This is a genomic window from Bradyrhizobium sp. USDA 4474 (assembly GCF_054057515.1).
The window spans coordinates 5,819,133-5,835,822 of the sequence record NZ_JBSRZJ010000002.1; the positions used below are offsets into that span (position 1 = coordinate 5,819,133).

General features: G+C 64.0%; 13 protein-coding genes. 7 read left to right on the forward strand and 6 right to left on the reverse strand.

Going from position 1 to position 16,690, the window contains the following annotated elements; translation table 11 throughout:
- Window positions 1-134 precede the first annotated feature (134 nt).
- From ACVW16_RS28995 to cnbZ, 7 genes are all read left to right on the forward strand, one after another.
- Window positions 135-836 (forward strand): TetR/AcrR family transcriptional regulator, encoded by a 702-nt coding sequence (locus ACVW16_RS28995; protein WP_456738058.1) that lies wholly within the window; start codon window positions 135-137, stop codon window positions 834-836.
- A gap of 2 nt (window positions 837-838) precedes the next feature.
- On the forward strand, window positions 839-2,032 hold the full coding sequence (locus tag ACVW16_RS29000; RefSeq protein WP_456705215.1) for an efflux RND transporter periplasmic adaptor subunit: 1,194 nt from the start codon (window positions 839-841) through the stop codon (window positions 2,030-2,032).
- Window positions 2,033-2,100: 68 nt separating this feature from the next.
- Window positions 2,101-5,196 (forward strand): MexW/MexI family multidrug efflux RND transporter permease subunit, encoded by a 3,096-nt coding sequence (locus tag ACVW16_RS29005; protein WP_456738059.1) that lies wholly within the window; start codon window positions 2,101-2,103, stop codon window positions 5,194-5,196.
- 323 nt (window positions 5,197-5,519) lie between these two features.
- Entirely contained in the window at window positions 5,520-8,126 is a 2,607-nt protein-coding gene (locus ACVW16_RS29010) for an ATP-binding protein (protein WP_456738060.1), read from the forward strand.
- Complete coding sequence (locus tag ACVW16_RS29015; RefSeq protein ID WP_092227706.1) at window positions 8,123-8,512, forward strand: response regulator; 390 nt, start codon at window positions 8,123-8,125, stop codon at window positions 8,510-8,512. Before ACVW16_RS29010 ends, ACVW16_RS29015 begins: the two co-directional genes overlap by 4 nt.
- A complete protein-coding gene (locus ACVW16_RS29020) occupies window positions 8,509-9,759 on the forward strand; it encodes an adenylate/guanylate cyclase domain-containing protein (RefSeq protein WP_456702433.1) in 1,251 nt (416 codons plus the stop codon). Before ACVW16_RS29015 ends, ACVW16_RS29020 begins: the two co-directional genes overlap by 4 nt.
- Window positions 9,760-9,766: 7 nt before the next feature.
- Window positions 9,767-10,513 (forward strand): 2-amino-5-chloromuconate deaminase CnbZ, encoded by a 747-nt coding sequence (cnbZ, locus tag ACVW16_RS29025; protein WP_456738061.1) that lies wholly within the window; start codon window positions 9,767-9,769, stop codon window positions 10,511-10,513.
- Here cnbZ and ACVW16_RS29030 read toward each other — a convergent pair.
- The 6 genes from ACVW16_RS29030 to ACVW16_RS29055 are packed head-to-tail and all read right to left on the reverse strand — an operon-like array spanning window position 10,510 to window position 16,686.
- The gene (locus tag ACVW16_RS29030) at window positions 10,510-11,397 is read right to left on the reverse strand and encodes an ABC transporter permease (RefSeq protein ID WP_456702435.1); all 888 of its coding nucleotides are present in this window, start codon (window positions 11,395-11,397) and stop codon (window positions 10,510-10,512) included. The two genes, cnbZ and ACVW16_RS29030, sit on opposite strands and share 4 nt — an antisense overlap.
- 3 nt (window positions 11,398-11,400) lie before the next feature.
- Window positions 11,401-12,342 carry an ABC transporter permease gene (locus ACVW16_RS29035; RefSeq protein ID WP_456738062.1) on the reverse strand — a complete coding sequence of 314 codons (942 nt, stop codon included), beginning with the start codon at window positions 12,340-12,342 and terminating at the stop codon, window positions 11,401-11,403.
- 10 nt (window positions 12,343-12,352) lie between these two features.
- Window positions 12,353-13,861: an ABC transporter substrate-binding protein gene (locus ACVW16_RS29040; protein ID WP_456738063.1), complete on the reverse strand. Its 1,509-nt coding sequence runs from the start codon at window positions 13,859-13,861 to the stop codon at window positions 12,353-12,355.
- A 22-nt stretch (window positions 13,862-13,883) separates the two neighbouring features.
- Window positions 13,884-14,990, reverse strand: coding sequence for an ABC transporter ATP-binding protein (locus ACVW16_RS29045; RefSeq protein ID WP_456738064.1), 1,107 nt, complete (start codon window positions 14,988-14,990; stop codon window positions 13,884-13,886).
- On the reverse strand, window positions 14,990-15,979 hold the full coding sequence (locus tag ACVW16_RS29050) for an ABC transporter ATP-binding protein (protein WP_456702439.1): 990 nt from the start codon (window positions 15,977-15,979) through the stop codon (window positions 14,990-14,992). The genes ACVW16_RS29045 and ACVW16_RS29050 overlap by 1 nt, the downstream gene beginning before the upstream one ends.
- Complete coding sequence (locus ACVW16_RS29055; RefSeq protein ID WP_456738483.1) at window positions 15,976-16,686, reverse strand: DUF1028 domain-containing protein; 711 nt, start codon at window positions 16,684-16,686, stop codon at window positions 15,976-15,978. The genes ACVW16_RS29050 and ACVW16_RS29055 overlap by 4 nt, the downstream gene beginning before the upstream one ends.
- Window positions 16,687-16,690: the final 4 nt, after the last annotated feature.

A 16,690-nucleotide genomic window follows, 5' to 3' on the forward strand; every position in this document is an offset into this window, starting at 1 on the left:
CGACCGTCGATTTGGCTAACTGGGGGCGCCCCGCCGCGGTAACCTGTGACCGATTTCCGATGGATTCTCACGCACTTAGGTTGCGACGCAGCAATTTGCTTGACTTTGGCGTGGGTGAGTGATTACTCACTAGCATGAGCTCATTGCGTATGACGAGCGACCTGAGGCGTCAATTGATCCTCGGAGCCGCGAAACGCTGCTTTGCACGACGCGGCTATAACGGCACCACGACGAAGAGCGTGGCGGCCGCTGCTGCCATTTCCGAGGCGTTGCTGTTCAAGCATTTTCCGTCCAAGGCGGCGCTCTATGCCGAAATCCTCAGCGACGAGTGCGAGGCGGACCCGGCGTTGACCGAACTGCTCGAGCGCGAGCCGTCGACGGCCACCTTGGTCGAACTGATCCGCGGCATGGTCGAGCACTTCGTGCAGATCGCCGACGGTCCCGACCAGGAAGAGGCCCAGCGCCTGCGACTGATGGCCACTAGTCATCTGGATGATGGCGAATTCGCGCGTTTGCTATATGCCAAGATCGAGACGCTGATCGGAGCGGTCTTCGTCGCCTCGCTCGAACGCGCGGTCGAGGCCGGCGATGCGCGGGCTTGTGGCAGCAAGCCGCTCAACCTGTTCTGGTTTGCGCATCATACGGTGATGACCGCTGCGCTAACCAGGCTGCCCTCCGTGCCCTGCCTCGCTTATGGCCGGGCGAACGATCTGGAGCGGCAGCTTTGTGAGTTTCTCTTGAGGGGCATCGGAATTAACGACGCCGCAATTGCTTTGCATCTCGGCCACGATCAGGCCGCGGATGCCGGCAAGAGGGCGATTGCAGAAAGCGCATGACAATGAACATCGTGGCCGAACACAAGATTTCGGGCGAACCGATCGACAGCAAGGCTCCCAAGCGTCCGGTCCGGCCGGTGCTCTGGTTCATCATCGTCGGCACGCTCCTCGGCGCGCTGGTCGGCGGTCTCGTCTGGTTCAACTATTTCCGGGGCCAGATGATCAAGCAGTTCTTCGCCAACAACAAGCCGCCCCCGACCTTGGTTAGCGCGGCCGACGCGAAGTCCGAAGTGGTACCGAACCTGCTCACCGCAGTCGGCAGCCTCGTTGCCGTGCACCAGGTCGACGTCAGCGCCGACGTCAACGGACGTGTCACCGAGATCAAGTTCGAGCCGGGCACCCATGTCGAGGCCGGGACGCCGCTGGTTCAACTGTTCGATGGACCGGACCAGGGCGACCTCGCCAACTACAAGGCGCAGGCAACGGTCGCGCAGCTTTCGCTCGATCGCGCCAAGCAGCTGGCATCGCGCCAGTTCGGTCCGCAGGCGACCGTCGACTCCGCGCAAGCCGCCTATGACCAGGCGCTGGCCGGCATCGCCAAGACCGAAGCGCTGATCTCGCAGAAGCTGGTGCGCGCGCCGTTCTCCGGCGATCTCGGCGTCCGCAAGGTCGAGGTTGGACAATATCTCACAGCCGGCACCGCGATCGTCTCGCTGACCGATCTCTCGGAGCTGTGGGCGAATTTCACCGTGACGGAAAAGGACTCGGCCAATTTGAAGGTCGGACAAGTGGTCCGGCTGAAGGTGGACGCCTATCCGGGCCGCACCTTCGACGGCAAGATCACCACGATCGAGCCGCAGATCGCGACCGACACCCGCAATATCCGTGTGCAGGCGACCATCGCCAACCCGGAGAAGATCCTGAAGCCGGGCATGTTCGTGAGCACCACGGTGGTAATGCCGGACAAGCCGGCCGTGACCACCGTGCCGGAGACGGCGGTCGACTACACGCTGTACGGCGACTCGGTGTTCGTAATCGCCGAGAAGAAGGGTGACGATGGCAAAACCAGCCTGAGCGCGGTGCGAACTTTCGTGCAGACCGGCAACCGGGTCGACGGCCGCGTCGAGATCATCAAGGGCCTGAAGCCGGGCGACAAGGTCGTCGCCGTCGGTCAGCTCAAGCTGCAGTCGGGCGCCGCTGTTGCGATTTCGACCGACCCGGCTCCTCCGATCCCCGCGCAGCCGCCGCGCTACTGACAAGACACGCACGTGATCGGGCCTGGCCGGATCACGTCTCTTGAGACATAGAAATCGAGATCGCCGCGATGGCCTTTACTGATATTTTCATCAAGCGCCCGGTTCTGTCGGTCGTTGTCAGCCTGCTGATCCTGCTGATCGGCCTGCGCGCGGCGATGGTGCTGCCGATCCGGCAATATCCGAAGCTGTCGAACACGGTCATCAACATCACGACCGTTTATCCCGGCGCGTCCGCGGACCTGATCCAGGGCTTCATCACGACACCGATCGAGCAGGCGGTCGCCTCGGCCGAAGGCGTGGACTACATCACCTCGTCCTCGGTGCTCGGCACCTCGACGATCCAGGTCTACATCAAGCTGAACTTCGATCCGAACCAGGCGCTCACCGAGGTGCTGGCGAAGACGAACTCGGTCAAATACCTGATCCCGAAGGAATCCAACGACCCGATCGTCACCAAGACGACGGGGCAGACCACGGCCGTGATGTATCTGGGCTTCTCGTCCGACGAGTTGTCGGGCTCGGCAATCTCCGACTATCTGACGCGCGTGGTGCAGCCCGTGTTGTCCACCGTCGACGGTGTTGCGTCGGCCGACATCCTGGGCGGCCAGACCTTTGCGATGCGGCTTTGGCTTGATCCGGTGAAGATGGCCGGCCGCAACGTGTCGCCGGCGGACGTTGCTTCCGCGATCACCGCCAACAACTTCCAGTCCGCCGCGGGGCAGACCAAGGGCTATCTCATCGTCTCGAATGTCTCGACGAACACGGGCCTGACCGACGTCAACCAGTTCAAGAAGATGATCGTCAAAGCCAAGGACGGCGGGTTCGTGCGGATGGAGGACATCGCCACCGTCGAGCTTGCGGCTCAGAGCACGGACGCGAGCGTCGCCTTCAACGGCGAGCACGCGATCTTCATCGGCGTGCAGGCAACGCCGCAGGGTAACCCGCTGACGCTGGTCAAGGGCGTCCGGGCGCTGTTCCCGGAACTCGAGCGCAATCTGCCCCCGTCGATGAAGATGAAGGTCGCCTATGACTCGACCAAGTTCATCCAATCCTCGATCGACGAGGTGGAGAAGACGCTGGGCGAAGCCGTCATCATCGTGATCGTGGTGATCTTCCTGTTCCTGGCCTCGCTGCGATCGGTCATTATCCCTGTCGTCACCATCCCGCTGTCGATGATCGGCGTCTGTACCCTGATGCTGGCGTTGGGCTTCAGCTTCAACCTGCTGACCTTGCTGGCGATGGTGCTCGCGATCGGTCTCGTGGTCGACGATGCCATCGTGGTGGTGGAGAACATCCACCGCCATCTGGAGGAGGGGAAGACACCGGTTCAGGCTTCGCTGCAAGGCGCACGCGAGATCGTCGGCCCCGTCATCTCGATGACCATCACGCTCGCGGCGGTGTATGCCCCGATCGGCTTCCTCGGCGGCCTCACCGGTTCGCTGTTCCGCGAATTCGCCTTCACGCTCGCGGGCTCGGTGATCGTGTCGGGCGTGATCGCGCTGACGCTGTCCCCGATGATGTGCTCGGTGCTGCTGAAGAACACGGAAGAAGGCCGGTTCGCCAAACTGGTGAACAGGGTATTTGGCGCCGTGACGCGATGGTACGGGCGGAGGCTCGACCGCTCGCTCGACTACAAGGCCATCACCGGCCTGTTCGCGATCACGATCCTCGGGCTCGTCGGCTTCCTCTATATGCACACCTCGAAAGAGCTTGCGCCGGAGGAAGACCAGGGCATCGTGTTCGCGGTGACCAAGGCGCCGAAATACGCCAACATCGACTATGTCGATTTCTACGGCGACAAGCTCGACAAGGAGTTCCAGAAATTCCCCGAAACCGACCTGCGCTTCGTGCTGAACGGCATCAACGGTCCGCAGGGCGGCATCGCGGGCATGCTGCTCAAGCCGTGGGACGAGCGCAAGCGCTCGTCGATCGCGCTGAAGCCGCTGGTCCAGGCCGAACTTTCCAAGATTGAAGGCGTGCAGGCGTTCGCATTCAACCTGCCGCCGCTGCCGGGCGGACCGGGCGGTCTGCCGGTACAGATGGTCATCAGCTCGACCGCGGGCTTCCAGACCGTCTACGAGCAGATGGAGAAGCTGAAGGACGCCGCGCGCAAGAGCGGCATGTTCATCGTCTCCGACAGTGACCTTGCCTACAACCAGCCGAACGTCGACGTCACGATCGACCGCACCAAGGCGCAGGACCTCGGCATCAACATGCAGAATCTCGGCTCCACGCTCGCGGTTCTGCTCGGCGGCAACTACATCAACCGATTCAATCTCCAGGGCCGTTCGTACCAGGTGATTCCGCAGGTGCCGCGCAGCGAGCGCCTGTCGCCTGAATCGCTCGGCGACTACTATGTGACGACCAACACCGGGCAGCAGCTCCCGCTGTCGACCGTGGTTTCGATCAAGACCAAGACCGACCCGAACTCGCTGACGCACTACAATCAGCTCAATTCGGCGACCTTCTCGGCCGTGCCGATGCCCGGCGTGACGGTTGGTGCTGCGGTGGATTTCCTCGAAGGTGAGGCCAAGAAGCTGCCGCAGGGATTCAGCCACGACTATCTCGCGGATTCCAGGCAGTATGTGCAGGAAGGCAACCAGCTCGCGATCACGTTCGGTTTCGCGCTGATCATCATCTTCCTGGTGCTGGCGGCGCAATTCGAGAGCCTGCGTGACCCGTTCGTGATCATGATCTCGGTGCCGATGGCGATTGTCGGCGCGCTGATCCCGCTGTTCTTCGGCGTGGCCACCATGAACATCTACACCCAGGTCGGTCTGCTCACGCTGGTCGGCCTGATCACCAAGCACGGCATTCTGATGGTGGAGTTCGCCAACGAGCTCCAGGTCAACGAACGGCTCGACCGCCGCTCGGCCATCGAGATGTCGGCCCGCATCCGTCTGCGGCCGATCCTGATGACGACGGCGGCGATGGTCACCGGCCTGATCCCGCTGCTGACCGCATCGGGCGCAGGAGCGGCCAGCCGCTTCTCGATCGGCCTCGTGGTCGTGGCCGGCATGTCGATCGGCACGCTGTTCACCCTGTTCGTGCTGCCCGCCGTTTATGTCGTGCTGGCGACCGACCATCGTGCGGCGGCAGATTCCGAGCGCAACAAGCAGGTCAACGAGCTCGACCTCGACGCCAAGGCGCTGCGCCCGACCTGACCCAAGGCTTTGAGCGAAGCTGCCGGCGATCGATGAATTCGACGAGTTCGCCCGCGGCGGCGGGCTCATCTCGTTCGGCGCCGACTTCTCGGAATCCTTCGAGCGGACCGGCGCGCTGGCGGGCCGCATATTCAATGGGGCAGACCCCAGGATGTGCCGTTCGAGCTGCCGACCCGCTATGCCCTGGCGATCGATCTCAAGACGGCGAAGGCGACCGGCTTGAAATTCCGCCCACCTTGCTGGCAATTGCCGACTGGGTCATTGAATAGCCTTGTGCGCTGCACCGAGAGACAAGCTCCGGCCTTCTTGCTAGGCTTGGGGGAATGAGCATTTCCGTCCATCCCGATACCCCGCAAACCAGGACCTTGCCGAGTGCGGCCGAGGGCGGCGTCGCGTCCGGCGAGGCGGGGCCTGGGATCAAGACCCGGCTGTTCACCAAATATGTCGCGCTGTTCGTGGCCGTGGTCGCCATTGCCCTGCTGGCGAACGGGCTGTTCGAGGTCTTGTTCTACTACCGGGAGCACAAGGCCGCGCTGATCCGGGTCCAGCACGAGCAGGCCGAGGCGGCCGCCGCGAAGATCAGCCAGTTCGTCAAAGAGATCGAGAGCCAGCTGGGCTGGACCACGCAACTGCCGTGGTCGGTGAGCCACCAGCCGGACAAAAGCGACCAAGCCTCGATCGAGCCGCGCCGGTTCGACGCGCTGCGGTTGCTGCGTCAGGTGCCTGCGATCACCGAACTCGCCCAGGTCGACTCGACCGGCCGAGAGCGCCTTCGTGTCTCGCGGCTGGCGATGGATGCGATCGACAGCGGCATCGACCTGTCGGACGATCCTAAATTTACGCAGGCGATTGCGCACAAGGTCTATTACGGGCCGGTGTATTTCCGCCGCGAGTCGGAACCTTACATGACACTGGCGCTGGCCGGCGCGAGAAAGGACGCCGGCGTCAGTATCGCGGAGGTCAACCTGAAGCTCATCTGGGATGTCGTCTCCCAGATCAAGGTCGGCCAGCACGGGCACGCCTATGTGGTCGGCCCAGAGGGCCGCCTGATCGCGCATCCCGATATCAGCCTGGTCTTGCGCAATACCGACCTGTCAGGCCTGGCGCAGGTGCGTGCGGCGCTCGCCGGCGGCGGTGCCATGCCGGACTCCTTGCAGGAAGCGACCAACATCCAGGGACAGAAGGTTCTGACGGCGTCCGCGCCGATTGCCCCGCTCGGCTGGACCATGTTCGTCGAGCTGCCGGTCGAGGAAGCCTACGCGACCCTCTATGCCTCGCTGGAACGGCTTGCGATCGTGCTGCTCGCAGCTTCGATCTTCGCGGTGCTCGCCGGAGTATTCCTCGCGCGCCGCATGGTCGGTCCGATCCAGGCACTGCGCAGCGGCGCGATGCGCATCGGCAGCGGCGATTTCGCCCAACGCATCTCGATCAAGACCGGCGACGAGCTGGAGGAGCTCGCGGACCAGTTCAACCACATGGGCGAGCGCCTGCAGGAATCCTACGCCGGCCTCGAAAGCAAGGTCGAGCAGCGGACTGCCGAATTGCGGGAAGCACTACAGCAGCAAACCGCCACCGCCGATGTGCTGAAGGTAATCAGCCGCTCGACGTTCGATCTGCAGACCGTGCTCGACACCCTGGTTGGGTCGGCGGCCCGCCTGTGCGACGCGGACGAAGGTACGATCTTTCGGCCCCGCGATGGCGTCTTTTATCTGGCAGCAAGCTGCGGCCTTGATGCCGAGCAGGAGACCAAGCTTCGGACATTTGCTTCGGTACCGGAGCGCGGAAGTGTCGTCGGACGCACCTTGCTCGAGTGCAAGACGGTTCATGTTCCGGATGTGCAGGCCGATCCGGAATATGCACCTTCGTCTGCACGAAGACGCTCCAATGTGCGTACGATGCTAGGTGTTCCTCTGCTTCGAGAGGGGACGCCCATCGGGGTGTTCGTCTTGACTCGGCATGTCGTGCATCCCTTCAGCGAGAAACAGATCGAGCTTGCGACAACCTTTGCGGATCAGGCCCTGATCGCGATCGAGAACGTGCGGTTGTTCGACGAAGTTCAGGAACGCACGAGAGAACTGTCGCAGTCGCTCGACGATCTGCGCGCGGCTCAGGGCCGCCTGATCCAGACCGAGAAACTGGCATCGCTCGGCCAGCTCACGGCAGGCATCGCCCACGAGATCAAGAACCCGCTCAACTTCGTCAACAATTTCTCCTCGGTCTCGACCGAGCTGATCGACGAGCTCAACGAGGTCCTGCAAACAGCTTCGCTCGACGACAAGACGAAGGAAGAGGTCGACGAGCTCACCGGCATGCTCAAGGGCAATCTCGACAAGGTGGTGCAGCATGGCAAGCGTGCCGATTCGATCGTCAGGAACATGCTGCTGCATTCGCGCGAAGGCTCCGGCGAGCATCGCCCCACCGACATCAACGCGATCGTGGAGGAGAGCCTCAATCTGGCCTATCATGGCGCGCGCGCGGAAAGGCCGTCGTTCAACGTGACGCTCGCGCGCGACTTCGATCCGGCCGCCGGTATGGCCGATGTCTATCCACAGGAAATCACCCGCGTCTTCCTCAATCTGATTTCGAACGGCTTCTATGCGGCGGCCAAGCACAAGGAGAGCGCTGCTGCCGACTTCGAGCCGACCCTGAGCGCATCGACGAAGAATATCGGCGCCAGCGTCGAGATCCGGATCCGGGACAACGGCACGGGCATTCCGCAGGAGGTGAAGGAGAAGATGTTCAACCCCTTCTTCACCACCAAGCCGGCGGGCGAGGGGACCGGGCTTGGTTTGTCCATGAGCCATGACATCGTCGTGAAGCAGCACGGCGGCACGATCGACGTGAATACCACGCCCGGTGCATTCACCGAATTCATCATCACGCTGCCGCGCACGATGGCGGCTGGCGGCACATCCGGAGGCAGGACTTGAACGTTTACATCCTGGTCGTCGATGACGAGCCCGACGTCGAGGCGCTGTTCCGGCAGCAGTTCCGGCGCGACTTGCGCGCCGGCCGATTCCAGATGGAGTTCGCGCCGTCGGCGCCCGATGCGATCAGACGCGCGGCCGAAGTTCGCGACCCTTCCTTGATCCTGATCCTGTCCGACATCAACATGCCCGGCATGAGCGGGCTCGACATGCTCCCCAAGGTACGCGCCGATCATCCCCATGTTCCGGTCATCATGATCACGGCCTATGGCGATGCCGAGACGCGCAGGACCGCGATCGAGCGCGGCGCCGCGAAGCTTCTCACCAAGCCGATCGACTTTGCGCAATTGCGCCAGGAGATCGATACCAGGCTCGAGCAGGCGGCATGACCCCGACCATCCTCTTCGTCGATGACGAGCCCGACCTCGAGGCGCTGATCCTGCAAAAATTCCGCAGGCAGATACGCGACGGGGTCGTCGCCATCATGTTCGCGCGGGACGGCCTGGAGGCGCTGGAGTCGCTCGAGCAGAATCCGCAGGTGGACATGGTGGTCTCCGACATCAACATGCCGCGGATGGACGGATTGTCGCTGCTGCAGAAGCTGCAGGAAGCCGAGGACAAGAAGTCGACCATTATCGTCTCGGCCTATGGCGACATGAGCAATATCCGCACCGCCATGAACCGCGGCGCGTTCGATTTTCTGACCAAGCCGATCGATTTCGCCGATCTCGAAGCTACGATCGAGAAGACCCTTCGCCACATCGAGATGCTGCGCGAGGTGCGGCGCCGCCAGGCAGAGGCCGAGCGGGCCCACGCCGCGTTGTCGCGCCACTTCTCGCCGGAGCTTGCCAAACGCCTGGCGGCAAGCAGGGAGGGTGAGGGTATCGAGGTCCAGTGGCGCGATGTCGCGGCCATCTTCACCGACATCACCAGCTTCACTTCGCTGGTCGAAAGCGCGCCGCCCGAGACGCTGGGGGCGCTCCTCAACGAATATGTTGGCGGCATGACGGAGGTCGTCTTCGCGCATGAGGGGACGGTCGCGAAGATCATCGGCGATGCGCTCCATGTGCTGTTCAATGCGCCCGGCGATCAGCCTGATTATGCGACACGTGCGGTGGCGTGCGCCCATGACCTCGATCGCTGGGCGCAGGATTTTTGCGTGCGTCAGAAGGCCAGGGGCGTGAATTTCGGTGCCACCCGCATCGGTATTCACGCAGGCTCCGCGCTGGTCGGGAATTTTGGCGGCAACCGCTTCTTCGACTACACCGCGTATGGGGATACGATCAACATCGCGGCGCGGCTGGAGGCTGCCAACAAGCAGCTGGGGACCCGCATCTGCGTCAGCTCCAGTGTCGCCGAGGCCGCCGAGAATTTTCAGGGACGTCCGGTGGGTGAGCTGATGCTGCGCGGGCGCAGCGAGCCGCTCCGCGCATTCGAGCCGCTGCCGCAGGAAAAATTCGAGGCGCCCGCGACAGCGCAATATTCCGAGGCCTTTGCCAGGATGGAAGCGGGCGATGCCGCCGCCATGCCGGCCTTTGCTGCGTTGGTCGGTATGCACGCCGACGATCCTCTCGCCGGCTTTCACCTGAAGCGCCTGCTCAACGGCGGCAAGGGCGCCCGCATTCAACTGGATTAGAGGCCACATGACGCGCGAATTCTCGACCGGCAACTACCGGTTCATTCCCTCCGTCTTCCAGTATTCCGCTGGCGCTGCCGCCGATGACGGCTACGAGATCGAGCGCGTCCGGTTCGATCGTCTGGTGCCGCTGGCCGAAGGGTTTGCGCTGGCTGCAAAGTACATCCAGGGCGTCGGACGTCCGCTGACCGCCTTCTGTGCCTGCGAGTTGCGCTCGCCGGCGGCGTTCAGCGAAGAGGGCTTTCGCGCCTTCAATCTGCACTACGTCAAGACGCTGTCGGAATGGGGCATCTTCGACGGCTCGACCAATCCGGTGGCGCGCAGCAACGTCTGTCCCGAGGTCGATCCGCCCCCCGAGCCGTCATTCTACGCGTTCTCCTTCACGCGGCCGACGAGCTCCAGCGCGCCGTCCTTTGTCATTGCGGGCGGTGCAGAGGCGCGCGAGGGCGGCGGCACCTACGTCGAGCGCACGGTACGGTACCGCGATCTCAGCCCCGAGGGTTTGCGCGAGAAAGTGCGGTTCACCACCACGTCGCAGATGGAGAGCCGGATGACGGCTTTTGGCTTCGGTTGGAAGGACACGACCGGCGTGCAGGCCTATTCCGTGCACGATTTTCATCACGCGCTGGTCGACGAGCTGGTCAGGCGCGGCGCATTGCGCTCGGGGCTCACCTGGCACTTTGCACGACCGCCGGTGGTCGATCTCGAATACGAAATGGATTGCCGCCGCGTCTTGCGCGAGACCGTCATCTAGCGCTGGCGCGGGTCGAGCGCATCGCGCAGGCCATCGCCAAGCAAGTTCAGCGACAGCACGACGAGGAAGATCGCAAGCCCCGGCCAGATCGCCATCCAGGGCGCCTGGGTCAGGAAGCGTTGCGCCGCATTGAGCATGCTGCCCCAGGACGGTGCCGGCGGTTGCTGGCCGAGCCCCAGGAACGATAGGGCGGCCTCCGCAATGATGGCAGCTGCGATCGACAGCGTGGCCTGCACCAGCAATGCAGGCAGGATGTTCGGCAGAATGTGCGAGACCGCAATCCGCCAGGGCGGATTGCCGAGGGCGCGGGCGGCCTCGACATAGTCCTCCGCCTTGACGCTCAGCACCTGTCCGCGCGTGAGACGGATGAAGACGGGGGTGGCCGAGATACCGATCGCAATCATGGCATTGCCGAGACTGGGGCCGAGGAACGCCGCCAGTGCAATCGCCAGGATCAGGAACGGACAGGCCAGCATCGCATCGGTGATCCGGCTGATCAGCGCATCGACAAATCCGCCGCGATAGCCGGCGACGAGGCCAAGCGGCACGCCGATCCCGAGGGCGATCGCAACCGAGATCAGACCGGCCAGCAACGAGGCGCGCGCCCCGTAGATGACGCGGCTCAGGATATCGCGGCCGAGCTCGTCGGTGCCGAACCAGTGCGCTGCGGTAGGGGGCTTGCGCACCAGGCCCCAGCTCGTCGCGATGGGATCGTACGGCACGAGAAGCGGCGCGGACAGCGCGAGCAGGATGAAGATGGCCAGGACCACGAGGCCCCCAACCGCCGCCTTGCGCTTGAACAGGCGGCGCCGCGCCCGGCGCGCCGGGCTGTCCAGTTCGCCTGGATCCGTGACTGGATCGGCCGTGAGCACGGCGTCGGTCATGGCCTAGCCCCTCAGCCGCGGGTTGACGAGGATATAGGCGACGTCGGCAACCAGGTTCAGGGCGATGTAGATGGTGGCGGTCACCAGCACGACACCCTGCACGACGGCGTAGTCGCGGTTGAACACAGCGTCCACGATCAGCTTGCCGAAACCTGGAATGGAGAAGATCTGCTCCGTCAGCACCGCCCCGGACAACAGCGTGCCGAGTTCGAGCGCGCCGAGCGTGATGACCGGCGTCAGCGCGTTGCGCATGGCGTGCTTGAGGATGACCGAGCGCTCGGAGAGTCCCTTGGCGCGCGCGGTGCGAACATAATCGCTCTCCAGCACCTGCAGCATGGCGCTGCGGGTATGCCGCATCAGGACCGCGGCAATGGCATTGCCGAGCACGAAGGCGGGCATGATGGTGGCAGCCAGGCTCGCGCGCCAGTTCTCGGTGAGCGGCACGTAGCCCGAGGCCGGCAACCAACCGAGCTCAATCGAAAACACGAAGATCAGCATGATGCCGAGCCAGAAGTTTGGCGTCGAGATGCCCCATAGCGCGAAGAAATTGGCGCCGTAGTCCCAGGCCGTTCCTCTCCTCACCGCCGCGACGATCCCGGCAGGAATGCCGATCAGGAAGGCAATGATGATGGCCATCGCGCCGAGCTGCAGCGTCACCGGCAGCTTTTGTGCGATCAGCTCGCGCACAGGCATCTTGTTGCGCAAGGACTCGCCGAAGTCGCCGACAAGGACGCCCTTGATCCAGTAGGCGTATTGCACGGGAACGGGCTGGTCGAGCCGGTATTGGTGCCGGATCTGCTCGATCACATCGGGATCGCGCTCTTCGCCCGCCATCACCAGTGCCGGATCGCCCGGCAGCAATTGCTGCAGCGAGAAGATCAGCACCGAGACGAAGAACAAGGTCGGTACGATCTGCGCAAGTCGCCGGGTGAGAAAGTTCAGCATTCCCGCCGTGTCACTTCAGCTTGAGGCCGACGACGCGCACGAGGCCGTCAGGCATCTGCTTGTAGCCTTCGAGCTTGGTGGTATGCGCGATGATGATGCGGCGATGGTAGAGGTAGAGGATCGGCTCCTCGTCCTGGACCAGCTTTGCAAGGGTTTCGTAGGTGGCTTTGCGCTTGGCGGGGTCGGTGACGAGACGCGCGTCTTCCAGTGCCTTGTCGGCCTGTTGATTATTCCAGTCGCTGTAGTTCTGTGGTGCGCCGCTATGCAGGAAGACGAAGGTGTTGCCGTCGGGATCGATACGGCCGCTCCAGGCAAGCCAGAAGGCCTGATAATCGCCGGCTTCGGCCTGCTTGAGCCCGGTCGCAAACTCGGTGACACGGATCTTCATGTCGAACCCGGCTTCTGCGGCCATTGACTGGATCACCTGCGCGGGTGTCTCGTTTTCCGCGCCCTTCGGCACCAGGAAATCGATGCTGACCGGCAGAGTCACGCCGGCCTCCTTCAGCAGCGCCTTGGCCTTCTCCACGTTCCGGGCGCGGACCGGAAAGGCATTTTGATAGTAGGGATGATCGGGATTGACCCATTGATTGCCGACCTGGAACTCGCCGTTGAACACGACCTGGTCGATTGCTTCACGGTCGATGGCAAGGTCGAGCGCCTGCCGAACCTTTGCGGACTGGCTGAGCGGTCCCTTGGCTTTGTCCTTGCCGATATTGAGCGTGACGCCCTGATAGCCGAGTTCGATCGCGGTCGCGACCTTCAGACGAGAGTCTGCGCGGACCTCCTTGAGGTCGGTGGCGAGCACGCGCTCGATCAGATCGAGGCCGCCGGATTTCAGGTTCGCCAGCCGCACGGTGGCATCGACGATGGGCTGGAACACGACCTTGTCGATGAAGACGTTGTCCTTGTTCCAGTAGTCGGCGAACTTTTCGAATACGATGCGGTCCTGCTGCACGCGTTCGACGAATTTGTAGGGGCCGGCGCAGACAGGGTGCAGGCCGAACTTATCACCGGCTGCCTTCGCCGCCTTCGGCGAGACCATCATGCCGGCGCGGTCGGTAAGCTGGGCGAGCAGCGGCGAGAATGGCGACTTCAACACCAGCTTGATGGTGAGGGGATCGACGACGTCGATGTGGTCGACCGAGGCAAGCTCCGGCTTGCGGAACGAGCCGGGGAAGGTCAGGTGGCGTTCCAGCGAGAACTTGGCCGCTTCCGCGTCGAACGGCTCCCCGTCGTGGAATTTCACGCCGGGCCGGAGCTTGATGACGAGGCCCTTGCCGTCGTCGACCGTTTCGCTGGACAGCGCGAGTTGCGGCACGATGTTGAGCTTCTCGTCGATGTCGAACAGCTTGTCGCAAAAGGCGGCGAACACGATGCGGCCGACATAGGTGCGCGCCATGGATGGGTCGAGGATATCAGGGTCCTCAGCAAGGCCGATGCGCAGCGTGGTCTGGGCCTGGACGGCACCAAGCGACAGGAGGAACGCGGCCACCGCTGCGGCCAGGCGAAACTTCTTCATCAGACAGTCCCCATTGCTCCGGCTACGTCGTCGTAGGCCTTGCACTCTGTATACCAACACCCGAGGGGGCCGCGCCTTCCGTCTTTCGGCTGAAAGCTGCGACCAATTTCGCCAGCGCCGGCGTAAATCCGGCCGCAGCCGGCAGGATGGCGTCGGCTGGGGGCAACTCATCGACGCGATGGCAGGCGGTGGCGTGGCCCGCGCCGTCGGCCGCCAATGGGGGCGCCTCGGTGCAGCAACGCGCGATCACGAACGGGCAGCGGGTATGGAAACGACAGCCCGCCGGCGGATTGAGCGCGCTCGGGATCTCGCCTTGCAGCACGGCCTTCGCGCGCCTGGCGCGAGGTTGCGGCAGGGGGATCGCGGACAACAGGGCACGGCTGTAGGGATGGCGTGGCTCGGCGAACAACTCGTCCGCATCGGCCTCTTCGACGATACAGCCGAGATTCATCACTGCGACGCGGTCGGCGATGTGCTTGACCACGGCGAGGTCGTGCGAGACGAAGATGTAGGCGAGGCCGAGCCGGTCCTGTAGTTCGCGCAGGAGATTCAATATTTGCGAACGGATCGAGACGTCGAGTGCCGAGACCGGCTCGTCGCAGATGATCAGTTTTGGCTCGACCGCCAGCGCGCGCGCGATGGCGATACGCTGGCGCTGGCCGCCGGAGAACTCGTGCGGATAGCGCCGCGCCAGCCGCGGCTCCAGGCCGACGAGCCGCAATAGCTCCGCGACGCGCTCGCGCCGCTGTGCCGGCGGCACGAGTTCGTGGAGCGCGAGCGGTTCGGTCAGGACCTGGCCGACAGTCATGCGTGGATTGAGCGAGGCGTAGGGATCCTGGAAGATGATCTGGGCCTCGCGGCGGAATTTTCGGAGCGCATCGGCGTCGAGCGAGAGCAGGTCGCGGCCGTCGAACCGCACGCTGCCTGCATCCGGCTCGATCAACCGCAGCACCAGGCGGCTGACGGTCGATTTGCCGCAACCGGACTCACCGACCAAGGCAAGCGTCTTGCCGGCTTCGAGCGAGAACGACACGCCATCGACGGCTTTGACATGCGCCCGGGCCCGGCCGAACAACGAGCGCCCGGCGACGAAATGCTTGACGAGGCCGTCGACTTCGAGCAGCGCCATCACGTCACCAGCAGTTCGAGCGGTGCGCGGATGCAGCGCGAGACGTGGCCGGGGCTGACGGCCATCAGTGGCGGCGGCGCCTTTGTGCAGGCCTCCAGCACGAAGGGACAGCGCGCGGCGAAGCGGCAGCCGGCGGGCGGCTGTGCCATGTTCGGCACCATGCCTTCAATGGTCGCCAGTTGCTCGGCGCGATGGTCGAGCCGCGGGATCGAGCCAAGCAGGCCGACGGTATAGGGATGCTGCGGCGCCGAGAACAATTCGTCGACAGGGGCGCGCTCGACGATCTCGCCGGCATACATCACCGCGACCTCGTCGCAGACTTCGGCGACGACGCCGAGATCGTGGGTGATAAGGATGATGGCGGCGCCGCTCGCCGCCTTCAGCTCGCGCATCAACTCCAGGATCTGGGCCTGCAACGTGACGTCGAGCGCGGTGGTTGGCTCATCCGCGATCAGCAGTTGCGGGTCGCAGGCCAGCGCCATTGCGATCATGACGCGCTGGCGCATGCCGCCTGAGAGCTTGTGGGGATATTCGTCGATGCGCCGTTCGGGCGAGGGGATATGGACCCGCCGCAGCAGCTCGATTGCCCGCTCGCGCGCACCCTTTCGGGCGCCGCCACGGTGGCGCAAGATCGTCTCGATGATCTGGTCGCCGATCGTAAAACTCGGATTGAGAGAGGTCATCGGCTCCTGAAAGATCATCGCGAGCCGGTTGCCGCGCAAGCCGCGCAGCGTCTGGTCCGGTGTCTTCAGCAGGTCAAAACCGTCGAAGCGGATCGCGCCCGATATCTCGGCGCTGTGCTTCGGCAGCAGGCCCATGATTGCCAGCGAAGTCACGCTCTTGCCGCAGCCGGATTCGCCGACAAGGCCGAGCGTCGCACCGTTGGCCACGCTGAGATCGAGGCTGTCGACCGCATGGGTGATGCGGCCGTCGTCGCCGTGAAAGCGGATGCGCAGATCCTTGATCTCGAGGAGGGGGCTCGCGCTCATGCTTGCCTTGCCTGCGCCGCTTTGATGCGGGCCTCGATGACGCTGCGGTCGGTATTGCCGGCCGGGTTCTGCCGCGTCGGCATGGACGAGCGGAAGTGAACCCAGAGCTCGTGACTGACGCGTTCGAGGCGATCGAGTTCGCCGAGCGGGTCGGGATGGTCGTCGGCGCGGATGTCCAGCGCCGGCCATTCCTCCTCGCCATGGATCAGCAGCGCCGCGGACTGCTTGCCACGCTTGTCGCCGCCGGCAGCTTCGCCCGCGCGCATCGCCGCCAGCAGCCGGCGCGGAAAGGGCAGGCTGTCACTGGCGATATAAGTCTTCGCTGTTTCGGCTGGGACGTCGGGGCCCGCGAGCATATTGCCGGCGATCGAAAAGCCGCTGCCTCGTATGTGCCCGCACCAATCGACGCAGTCGCGCCCGGTATGCGCGGCGATCGCGCCGCTCGCATCCATGATGTGGATCTGCCGGCTTTCGCGGCCGTCATCGGACGCGAGCAGTGTGGCGAGGACATCGTGAGCGTTCAGGCCCTCGCGCAGCAACTTGACGCCGTCGATGCCGTAATAGGGGTTGACGAAGGCCTGGGTCGCGATGGCGCCGAAGCCCGCCGCGATATAGGGCACGCGCGCGCCGACGGCGAAGAAGCGGGTCGCAACGGCGATGCCGAACTGGCCGGTGGCAGGGTCTCGCGCGATGATCGACCAGGTCATGTGT

What these genes read in the sequence shown, in the direction of transcription:
- ACVW16_RS28995 (WP_456738058.1), top strand. Translation starts at nt 135, where the DNA reads ATGAGCTCATTGCGTATGACGAGCGACCTGAGGCGTCAATTGATCCTC.
- ACVW16_RS29000 (WP_456705215.1), top strand. Translation starts at nt 839, where the DNA reads ATGAACATCGTGGCCGAACACAAGATTTCGGGCGAACCGATCGACAGC.
- ACVW16_RS29005 (WP_456738059.1), top strand. Translation starts at nt 2,101, where the DNA reads ATGGCCTTTACTGATATTTTCATCAAGCGCCCGGTTCTGTCGGTCGTT.
- ACVW16_RS29010 (WP_456738060.1), top strand. Translation starts at nt 5,520, where the DNA reads ATGAGCATTTCCGTCCATCCCGATACCCCGCAAACCAGGACCTTGCCG.
- ACVW16_RS29020 (WP_456702433.1), top strand. Translation starts at nt 8,509, where the DNA reads ATGACCCCGACCATCCTCTTCGTCGATGACGAGCCCGACCTCGAGGCG.
- cnbZ (WP_456738061.1), top strand. Translation starts at nt 9,767, where the DNA reads ATGACGCGCGAATTCTCGACCGGCAACTACCGGTTCATTCCCTCCGTC.
- ACVW16_RS29030 (WP_456702435.1), bottom strand. Translation starts at nt 11,397, where the DNA reads ATGACCGACGCCGTGCTCACGGCCGATCCAGTCACGGATCCAGGCGAA.
- ACVW16_RS29035 (WP_456738062.1), bottom strand. Translation starts at nt 12,342, where the DNA reads ATGCTGAACTTTCTCACCCGGCGACTTGCGCAGATCGTACCGACCTTG.
- ACVW16_RS29040 (WP_456738063.1), bottom strand. Translation starts at nt 13,861, where the DNA reads ATGAAGAAGTTTCGCCTGGCCGCAGCGGTGGCCGCGTTCCTCCTGTCG.
- ACVW16_RS29045 (WP_456738064.1), bottom strand. Translation starts at nt 14,990, where the DNA reads ATGGCGCTGCTCGAAGTCGACGGCCTCGTCAAGCATTTCGTCGCCGGG.
- ACVW16_RS29050 (WP_456702439.1), bottom strand. Translation starts at nt 15,979, where the DNA reads ATGAGCGCGAGCCCCCTCCTCGAGATCAAGGATCTGCGCATCCGCTTT.
- ACVW16_RS29055 (WP_456738483.1), bottom strand. Translation starts at nt 16,686, where the DNA reads ATGACCTGGTCGATCATCGCGCGAGACCCTGCCACCGGCCAGTTCGGC.